The 10,250-nt window shown below is 25.6% G+C and carries 10 protein-coding genes and 1 tRNA gene; 10 read left to right on the forward strand and 1 reads right to left on the reverse strand.

The window, feature by feature from the left end; translation table 11 throughout:
* The 4 genes from Q4E08_RS06885 (at position 1) to hydA (ending at position 4,760) form a co-directional block, all read left to right on the forward strand.
* Positions 1-936 carry a ribose ABC transporter permease gene (locus tag Q4E08_RS06885; RefSeq protein ID WP_303129572.1) on the forward strand — a complete coding sequence of 312 codons (936 nt, stop codon included), beginning with the start codon at positions 1-3 and terminating at the stop codon, positions 934-936.
* An 18-nt stretch (positions 937-954) separates the two neighbouring features.
* A complete protein-coding gene (gene rbsB, locus Q4E08_RS06890; protein ID WP_303129573.1) occupies positions 955-1,872 on the forward strand; it encodes a ribose ABC transporter substrate-binding protein RbsB in 918 nt (305 codons plus the stop codon).
* A gap of 200 nt (positions 1,873-2,072) precedes the next feature.
* Positions 2,073-3,074 carry a LacI family DNA-binding transcriptional regulator gene (locus Q4E08_RS06895; RefSeq protein ID WP_303129574.1) on the forward strand — a complete coding sequence of 334 codons (1,002 nt, stop codon included), beginning with the start codon at positions 2,073-2,075 and terminating at the stop codon, positions 3,072-3,074.
* Between the two features lie 297 nt (positions 3,075-3,371).
* Positions 3,372-4,760, forward strand: a complete 1,389-nt coding sequence (hydA, locus tag Q4E08_RS06900) for a dihydropyrimidinase (RefSeq protein WP_303129575.1) — start codon at positions 3,372-3,374, stop codon at positions 4,758-4,760.
* 49 nt (positions 4,761-4,809) lie between these two features.
* Here hydA and Q4E08_RS06905 read toward each other — a convergent pair.
* Positions 4,810-4,884, reverse strand: a tRNA-Glu gene (locus Q4E08_RS06905).
* 363 nt (positions 4,885-5,247) lie between these two features.
* Here Q4E08_RS06905 and modA point away from each other — a divergent pair.
* From modA to Q4E08_RS06935, 6 genes are all read left to right on the forward strand, one after another.
* Positions 5,248-6,048, forward strand: coding sequence for a molybdate ABC transporter substrate-binding protein (gene modA, locus Q4E08_RS06910; protein ID WP_303129576.1), 801 nt, complete (start codon positions 5,248-5,250; stop codon positions 6,046-6,048).
* Between the two features lie 82 nt (positions 6,049-6,130).
* The gene (locus Q4E08_RS06915) at positions 6,131-6,838 is read left to right on the forward strand and encodes an ABC transporter permease (RefSeq protein ID WP_303129577.1); all 708 of its coding nucleotides are present in this window, start codon (positions 6,131-6,133) and stop codon (positions 6,836-6,838) included.
* Positions 6,825-7,523, forward strand: coding sequence for an ABC transporter ATP-binding protein (locus Q4E08_RS06920; RefSeq protein ID WP_303129578.1), 699 nt, complete (start codon positions 6,825-6,827; stop codon positions 7,521-7,523). Before Q4E08_RS06915 ends, Q4E08_RS06920 begins: the two co-directional genes overlap by 14 nt.
* Positions 7,524-7,532: 9 nt before the next feature.
* Positions 7,533-8,261 (forward strand): DUF364 domain-containing protein, encoded by a 729-nt coding sequence (locus Q4E08_RS06925; protein ID WP_303129579.1) that lies wholly within the window; start codon positions 7,533-7,535, stop codon positions 8,259-8,261.
* A 72-nt stretch (positions 8,262-8,333) separates the two neighbouring features.
* Complete coding sequence (locus tag Q4E08_RS06930) at positions 8,334-8,981, forward strand: hypothetical protein (RefSeq protein WP_303129580.1); 648 nt, start codon at positions 8,334-8,336, stop codon at positions 8,979-8,981.
* A 101-nt stretch (positions 8,982-9,082) separates the two neighbouring features.
* Positions 9,083-10,156 (forward strand): conserved phage C-terminal domain-containing protein, encoded by a 1,074-nt coding sequence (locus Q4E08_RS06935; protein ID WP_303129581.1) that lies wholly within the window; start codon positions 9,083-9,085, stop codon positions 10,154-10,156.
* Positions 10,157-10,250 lie beyond the last annotated feature (94 nt).

The following is a 10,250-nucleotide window of genomic DNA, read 5'->3' on the forward strand; positions in this document are numbered from 1 at the left end:
ATGAAAGAAAACTACAAAGTATACTTAGATAAATATAAATCTTTAATAGGATTAGTATTATTATGTGTAATTATATCATGTGTAACACCAAAGTTTTTAAGTATAGCAAATATAACAAACGTTTTTACACAAGTTTCAGTTAATGCAATTATAGCTGTTGGTATGACTTTTGTTATATTAACAGGAGGAATAGATTTATCAGTTGGTTCAACACTTGCAATTAGTGGAGCTCTTTCAGCATCAATAGTAAAATCAACTGGAAGTATTACTTTAGCAATTTTAGGTGCAGCAGTATGCGGTATTATTATTGGATTTATAAACGGTATTTTAATAGCAAAAGGAAAATTACAAGCATTTATAGCAACACTTGCAACTATGACAATATTTAGAGGGGTTACATTAGTATATACAGATGGAACACCAATATCAAAATTATCAGAAAGTTTTGCAAAAATAGGTAATGCAAAACTTGGTTTTATACCAGTACCAGTTATTATTACAATTATTATAGCAATTATAGCAATATTTATATTATCACAAACTAAATTTGGTAGATATCTTTACGCTTTAGGTGGAAATGAAGAGTCAGCAAAACTTTCAGGAATAAATACTGATAGAATTAAGATGATGACTTATGTTGTTTCAGGATTTGTTTCAGCAATAGCTGGTGTAATTATTACAAGTAGAATAGGATCTGCTTCACCAAATGCAGGAACAGGATTTGAACTTGATGCAATCGCAGCAGTTGTTATTGGAGGAACTTCACTTGCAGGTGGAGAAGGTAAAATTTCAGGAACAATAATTGGTGCATTAATAATTGGAGTATTAAATAATGGATTAAACTTAATGAATGTATCACCATTTTATCAATCAATTGTAAAAGGATTAGTTATATTAATAGCAGTATTATTAGATAAAAAAAGCAGAAAAAAATAATTTAAGGAGGGTAATATAATGAAAAGAAAAAAAAGATTAATCGCATTTATGCTAATTAGTATTTTCTTTGTAGGCTCCTTAACAGGCTGTATGAGAAAGAATAATGAGAAAAAAATAGGAATGGTAATATCAACACTTAATAACCCATTTTTTATTTCTATGAAAGAGGGTGCTGAAAAAGAAGCTAAAAAATTAGGGTTTGATCTTATTGTTCTTGATTCAACAAATGATCCTGCAAAAGAAAGATCAAATGTAGAGGATTTAATACAACTTGGTGTAGTTGCTCTTTTAATTAACCCAACAGATAGTGATGCAGTAATTAAAACAGTTGAAGTTGCAAATAAAGCTAATGTTCCTGTAATAACATTAGATAGACAAGCAAATGGTGGAGTTGTTACAAGTCATATTGCATCAGATAACGTAGTTGGTGGAGAAATGGCTGGAAAATATGTTCTTGATAAGTTTAAAGATAAAGACAAAATAAATATAGTTGAACTTCAAGGTATTCCAGGAGCTTCAGCTACAAGAGATAGAGGAAAAGGATTCCATAATGTATTAGATAAAGATAAGAAAGCTAATTTTATATCAATACAAGCAGCTGATTTTGATAGACAAAAAGGACTTCAAGTAATGGAAAATATTATACAAAGAAATTCTGATATTCAAGTAGTATTTGCACATAATGATGAAATGGCACTTGGTGCTTCAAAGGCAATACAAGCAGCTGGACTTAACACTATTGTAATTGGATTTGATGGAAACGATGATGCAAAAAATGCAATAGAAGCTGGAACAATGGATGCAACTATAGCTCAACAACCAGATGAAATCGGAGCACTTGGTGTTGAACTTGCAGCAAAAATATACAATGGAGAAAAAGTTGATAAAAATATAGCAGCTGATCTTAAAATTTACACAAATGAAAATAAAAATTAGTTTTTTAAAAATTAAATATTTATTTTTAATATGATATTAAATTCATACATTAAAGATAAAAATTAGTTAAAATATAAGAAAGATTTTAAGCACCAAGCCTTATAAATAATAAATAGATTTTAAGGCGGTGCTTTTTATTTATAATTAAAATAACTTTTTATGGTATAATTTTAATATATATGCATATTACGAGGTGGAAAATGAGGAAGACAACTTTAGCAGACATAGCAAAAGCAGTTGAAGTTTCAAAAACAACAGTATCTATGGTGCTTAATAATAAAGATGGAAATATATCTAAAGAAACAAGAGAAAAAATATTAAATAAAGCAAAAGAACTTAATTATGTTCCAAATTTTTTGGCAAAAAGTTTAACTACTAATAAATCTTATAGTATAGGAGTTATAGTACCTGATATACAAAATCCTTTTTTTAGCGAAATTGCAAAGGCAATAGAAAATATTGCTGAAAAGAGTGGGTATAGTATGGTTCTTTGTAATACTTTTAATAGCAAAGAAAAAGAAGAAAAATACATAAATCTTTTAATGAGTAAATCAATAGATGGAATAATAATAGCTCCTGTTTCAGAAAAAATTGATGGACTTAAAAAGCTTGAAGCAAATGGGATTCCTTTTGTATTAGTAGATAGATTAATAAAGAATTATGAAAATGTAAATGGAGTATTTTGTAATAATAAAGAAGGTATAAAACTTGGTGTTCATTTTCTTTATAAAAATAATAAAAGAAATATAGCATTTATAATTGGAAATAGTAATCTTGAAACATCAAAAGAGAGACTTATAGGTTTTAATGAAAAAATGGAAGAACTTAATATATTAAATAAAGAACTTATAATACATGAAGAATATTCTATGGAAGGTGGTTTTTCTGCAACAGAAAAATTAATGAGTAAAGAAAAAAACATAGATGCTATATTTTATAGTAGTGATGTTATGGCAATTGGAGGAATGAAATATTTACTTAGAAATGGATATAAAATTCCTGAGGATATAAGTATATTAGGTTTTGATAATATAAATATATCATCATTTATAGAACCTGAACTTACAACAGTTGCACAACCTATATGGGAAATGGGAGAAGAGTCTATAAAGCTTTTATTTAAACTTATAAATAAAGAAGAAGTTTTAAATAAAACAGTTGAATTAGAAGCATATTTAATAGAAAGAGGAACTATTAAGTAAGTATTATATAAAGTATTAAATTAATATTTTATAATAATTACTTAAAGGGATAACTGTTAATGAAATTTTAATTTAATTTGTTAAGTCTATACAATTAACAATAAGGCTTGTATTATTATAATTAGGGTATTTAGAATTGCAAGATATAATATATTTAATTGAAAAATTGATTTAATATGAATTTATTATATTAAAGATTTTTTATGATAATTTTTATGTATTAGGATTAATTATTTCAATGTTAATTTATATTCTTGTACTTAAGATAAGTATTAAAAATTGAGAGAGGTGTTTAATATGAGTTTGCTAGTTAAAAATGGGACTATAGCAACAGCTAGTGATTTATATAAGGGAGATATATATATTGAGAATGGAATCATAAAAGAAATTGGATTAAATCTCAATAAAAATGCAGATGAAATTATAGATGCAAATGGTAAATATGTAATTCCAGGTGGTGTAGATGTTCATACACATTTTAATTTAGATGTTGGTATTGCAGTTTCAAATGATGATTTTTATACAGGAACTGTTGCAGCAGCTTGTGGTGGGACAACTACTATAGTAGACCACATGGGATTTGGACCAAAGGGATGTAATTTAAAACATCAAGTTGATGTTTATCATGGATATGCTGATGGAAAAGCTGTAATCGACTACAGTTTTCATGGGGTAATTCAAAGTATAGATGAAAATATATTAGAAGAAATGGAAAGTATAGTTAAGGATGAAGGAATTTCAAGTTTTAAAATTTATTTAACTTATGATTATATGATTGATGATGAAGGAGCATTAAAGGTTCTTAAAAGATTAAAAGAATTAAATGGAATGATGACAGTTCATTGTGAAAATCATGGAAGTATAAAATATTTAAGAGAAAAATTTGTAGAAGAAGGATTAAAAACTCCTAAGTATCATCCATTAAGCAGACCATCTGAATGTGAAGGAGAAGCTGTTAATAGAATGATAAACATTGCAGAAATTGCAGGAGAAGGGCCACTTTATGTAGTTCATTTATCATCAGAATTAGGACTTAGTTATATAAAACTTGCAAGAGAAAGAGGTCAAAAGGTTTATGCTGAGACATGCCCTCAGTATTTAGTATTAGATGACAGTCTTTATGATTTGCCAAATAATGAAGGATTAAAATATATAATGAGCCCTCCACTTAGAAAAAAAGAAGATAATAATGCTTTATGGAAGGGTATTAAAGATGGATATATTCAAACAATAGCAACTGATCATTGTCCTTTTGCATTTAATAAAGACAAGCAAATGGGTAAAGATGATTTTACAAAGTGTCCAAATGGAGCACCAGGTGTTGAAGAAAGAATACCTTTAATATTCTCAGAAGGCGTTATGAAAAAGAGAATAAGTATAAATAAATTTGTTGATGTTTGTTCAACAAAACCTGCAAAAATATTTGGACTTTATCCTAAAAAAGGAACAATTGAAGTTGGATCAGATGGAGATTTAGTAATAATTGATCCAGATAAAGAAGTTATATTAAGTAGTAAAAATCTTCATTCAAATGTAGATTATTCAGCATATGAAGGAATAAAAGTTAAAGGATATCCTATATATACAATATCAAGAGGAAAGATAATAGTTAAAGATAATAAGTTTATTGGAAATATGGGAGATGGAAAGTTTTTAAAACGTGGAAAGTCAGATTGGAATGATTAATAAAAAAAGTGCTATATACATTTTGTATATAGCACTTTTTTGAATTTAATGGTAGTCCTTAGGGGAATTGAACCCCTGATTCCACCGTGAGAGGGTGGCGTCTTAACCTCTTGACCAAAGGACCAAAGAATAATTAAATTATATCACTTTGAAAATGAATAGTTAAATTTAATATAATTTCAAATTTCAGTAAATTGTAAGGTTTAAGTTTATTTTTAATAAGTATTTAAATATAGATATAAAAATACTTTTAAATAATCTTTAATACTAAATAATTTTAAAAGAATTTTAATTTAATAATATAAAATACTTTAATGAGGTTTAATTTATTATAATTTATTAAATGGAAAACTTATTAATGAATTATTAAATATGTAATCATTTTACATTATATTTATATAAAGTTTTATTTTTATTAAAAAAATTGAAACAATATTAATGGTATAATTTAATAGTAAAAACAAATATTTCTAGGGGGAGAAGTTTTATGAAAATCAAAAAGATGTTATCAGTAATGATAGCTATTTGTTTAGTTGCTTTTGGTATTGTAGGATGCTCAAATAAACAAGATGCATCAACTGATAGTAAGCAAACAAATACAAAAAGCGAAAAGACACTATTAGTTTATAGTGGAGCAGGACTTAAAAAGCCTATGGGACAAATTGCAAAGGATTTCGAAAAAGAAAAAGGAGTAAAAGTAGAGTACATATTTGCAGGTTCAATGCAATTACTTAGTCAATTAGAAACATCAGGAAAAGGTGATGTATTTATTGTAGGATCTCAAAAAGCTTATGATGCAGCTAAAAAGAAAGGTCTTGTTGGAGATAGTAAAAAAGTTGCTTATCATACACCAGTTATTGTAACTAAAAAAGGAAATCCTAAACATATAAAAACATTAAAGGATCTTGAAAAGCCTGGTGTAAAGGTTATATTAGGGGATGAAAAATCTAATGCAATTGGACAAACAACTCAAAAGATTATAGAAAAAAATAAATTACAAGGAATAAATAAAAATGTTGTAGCTAAAGTTGCAACTGTAAATGAAATTGTAACACAAATTGTTGATGGTAAGGCAGATGCTGCAATAGCAACAAGAGATAGTGTATATAATAATGATAAAGTTTCTATTGTGGAAATACCAAAAGATCAAAATGTTGATCAAATATTACCTATAGGTGTAGTTGAAGCATCTAAAGAAAAGAATTTAGCTACTGAATTTGTAAATTATGTTTCTTCAGATCAAGGTAAAAGTGTATTTGAAAAATACGGATTTAAACCAGTAAAATAAAATGATAAATAAGATATTTAAATTAGGGTTAATAACTTTATTAGTTTTAACCCTAATCTTTACATTAACCCCTATATTATTTTTGATAATAAGGGGAGCTTATACTATAAAGGAATGTATTTTATCAGAAGAAATAAGATTTGCATTTAAGCTTAGTTTTCAAACATCAATAATATCAACATTAATATGTATGGTTGTTTCACTTCCAGTAGCTTATACTCTTTCTAGATTAGAATTTAAATTCAAAAAATTTTTATGTACAGTTTTATATATTCCTATGTCTCTTCCACATTTAATACTTGGAATTGCATTGCTTTTAGTTTGTGGTAATTCTTTTATAGGAAGGTTTTTAGAAAGTATTGGTTTAGACTTTGTTTTTACTGTTAGAGGTATAATACTTGCTCAAGTTTTTGTTAATATATCTTTTTCTATAAAAATGCTAAAGACTGCAATAGAAGGTTTAGATTTTAAATTAGAATTTGTTGCAAGAACACTTGGATGTACAAAGGTTAAGTGTTTTTATAAGATAATATTACCTTCAATAAAAAGGGATATACTTTCAACTCTTATGATAACATTTTCAAGAGCTATTGGTGAATTTGGAGCTGTAATGCTTTTAGTTGGAACTACAAGAATGAAAACAGAACTTCTTCCAACATCTATATATTTAAATGTTGCAACAGGAGATATGGATATAGCAATTGGTGTTGCAACAATACTTATAATAGTATCAATTTTAACTATACTACCTTTTGAAATTTTAGAGGGGAAAAGTAATGCTAGAGATTAAAAACATAAATTTAAAATTAAATAAGTTTTCCTTAAAAAATATAAATTTAAATATAAATGAAGGAGAATACTTTGTTATATTAGGTCAAAGTGGAAATGGAAAAACAGTTTTTTTAGAAACTTTAGCAGGTTTATATGAAAATTTTTCAGGTGAAATTATTTATAAAGGAAAGGTTATTTCAAATATAGATATAGAAAAAAGAAAAATTGGATTTGTATATCAAAAACATGAACTTTTTCCATTTTTGAGTGTAGAAGATAACATAGCATTCGGACTAAGAGTAAATAGATATAAAAATAAATTAATAAAAGAAAAGGTAAATGAGTATTTAAAGATATTTAAAATAGAACACTTAAAGAAAAGATATCCTAAAAATTTAAGTGGTGGAGAAAGTCAAAGGGTAGCTTTAGCTAGAGCTTTAATAATGGAACCGGATATTTTACTTTTAGATGAACCGTTAAGTGCTTTAGATAAAGTTACTAAAGATATTTTAATAGAAGAAATAAAGGAGATAAAAAAATCTTTTAAAACAACAATTATTCATGTTACTCATGATATTAATGAAGCTTTGGTTTTAGCTGATAATATAGGAATTATGAAAAATGGAGAGTTAAAGCATATTATGAGTATAGAAAGTTTTAAAGAAAAATATGAAGAAGGATTTTATGAAAATCTCTTAAAGTAAGGTGATAATATGAAGTTTTATGATGAAATAAAAGAAAAATTTATTAATATAATAAAAGAGAATAATTTGGATATAAATGAAGAAGTTATTTTAACAAAAAAGCTTACTCCAAAGGAAGCTATAGGTAATCCAGATAGAGATGATTATCCAATACTTAAAGGAAAAGAAGTTTTGTTAAATTCTAATTATAAAGGATTTATAGGACAAGCATATACTGATAATCCAAAGGATTTTAAGGGAACTCTTAAAGATATTTTGGATTTGGATTTATCTTTAGAGGATAACTTACCAGTATTTATTGCTACATTAAATGCAGTGCTTAGGAGTTTAAATCTTATTAATGGAACTATTCATTGTAAAGATGATGAACCAAAGGAATGTGCAAAAAAGATTTTTAATGAAATGAAAAAAAGTTATAAGGGTAAAAATATTGCACTTATTGGTCTTCAACCAGGAATATTAAATGCATTAAGTAAAGAATTTAATGTTAGGGTCCTTGATTTAAATGATAAAAATATAGGTGAAAAGAAGTGTAATGTTGTTGTAGAGCATGGAATTTATGACTTTGATGATGTTGTAAATTGGGCTGATGTTTTATTAGCTACAGGAAGTACTAGCTGTAATGGTACTATAACTAATATTTTAAATGTTAATAAGCCTATTTATTTTTATGGTACATCAATATCTGGTATAGCATATATTATGGGATTAAAAAGATTGTGTTTTTGTTCTAAATAATTAGGGAAATTGGTATAATTTATATAAAATATATAAGAAGGGATGTTTAATTTGAAAAAAATATTTATAACAATGTTAATTATTTTAATTCCTTTTACAATTATATCATGTAATAAAACAGATAATAATTCTGAACAAACTAAAAGTGAAGTAACAGAAAACAAAGAAGAAGTAAATTTAGATAAATTAAAAGAAGAAATCAAAGAAGAAGTTAGAAAAGAAATTGAAGAGGAAAATAAAAATAAAGACACTTCTAATAAATCTAATAATGCAGATAAAACTAACAATAAAGATGAAAAAGAAAACTCTAATAAAGTTAATAATAATCAAAATGAAAAAGAACATAATAATGAGCAAAAGTTAAATGAAGCTTTTAAGAAACAACATTTTTTAGAGAAGGATAATCAGGGAAGAAGAAATTTTCAAAAGGATCAAAATCTTGATAATCTTTTAGCTCTTAATTTAAATATGGATTATAATTATCAACCATACTTAGATGAAAAAGGTAATAAGGGCATATCTGTTAAAATATGTTTTAAAGACTTAGGAGGTTCTAAGGAATATTATAGAGAGGCTAAACGTTTTGTTGCTTTAATGAATGAATTTAGAATAAAGAGTAGTGCAGATATACAAAATTTATATATTTATAATTTAGATAATTCAGCAAATATGACTTATAAATGGAATGAAAATACTGAAGTATTTGAAAAGGTTAAATAAAGTATTAAAAAAGTAGGTAATTTAATTATCTACTTTTTTGTTTTTTTAAGTAAGTGCATATTTATTAAGTAGAATAAATTTTTTAAAGGTGGGGTTTATATATGAAAAAAATAATTTGTGGATATTCACAACAGGCTGCAATAGACTTTGGATTAGATCTTAAGGATTTACAAATCTTAAGACAAATTCATGATTTTATAAAATTAGGATATATTTATAGCAAAGAAATTGATGGAGAAAGATTTTATTGGATTAAATCATCATTTTTACTTAGTGAAATTCCTCTTCTTGAAATAAAAAGTCCAGATGTATTAAGAAGAAGACTTAAAAGATTAACTGAACTTAAAATATTAGATTATAGATTAGTTAAAGATAAAGGTTTATTTACATTTTATAGATTTGGAGAAAACTATAAGTTATTATTTGTTCATGAAAAGAAGGATACAAAAAGAGAAAAAGAAAATAAGGAACTTAAAAAAATAGTAGATATAATATCAAAATCAAAAAAATCAGAAGAAAAAAGAGAAGAGGAAATATTAAATAATATTGAAAAGGAAAAAGAAACTAAAGAAGTATTAGAAGAAAAAATTATAGAAGATGAAAGAATAGAAAACAGATCTTTAGAAGACAATTTTGAAGCTAATGTAGAAAGTATTGATAACTGTTATGAAAAAGATTCTAGTAATAATTATATATTTGGAAAGAAGAATAAAAAATTTTACCCAAAAACAACATACTTAAATACTGATGGGGATATTGATTTTGGAACGGTTAATGGCATCTCAAAAGACGGAACAAATAATAAACAGTCTAATATAAACAAAGAAAAAGATAATAAAAAAATATATATAAAAAAGATTTGTGAAGAGGTTATTGAATTTCTAAATAGTGAACTTGATACAAGTTATAAAGCAAATAGTAAACAAATTTTAAAGCTTATAAAAAAACTTGTTGAAAATGGATATACTGTTTCAGATTTTAAGAAAGTTATATTGAATAAGAAGAATAGGTGGAAGGGGACAGAGTATGAAATTTATTTAAGACCTTCAACTCTTTTTAGGGAAAGTAGGTTTGAAGAGTATTTAAACGAAAAGCCTATAAATAAGCAAAAAAGTGAAGTGAAAAAGCTTCGTGATGTTTATAAGCCTTTTTTTGATGAGGATTTAATTTATTAAAGGTTAATATACAAAAAAAGAAAGTTAGTCTCTTATATTGAAAATTGTGAAATTTATGGATAATATAAAAGTGTATTAAAAATAAATAATATTT

The organism is Clostridium sp., assembly GCF_030532265.1.
In the GTDB taxonomy this organism is placed as follows: Bacteria; Bacillota; Clostridia; order Clostridiales; family Clostridiaceae; genus Clostridium.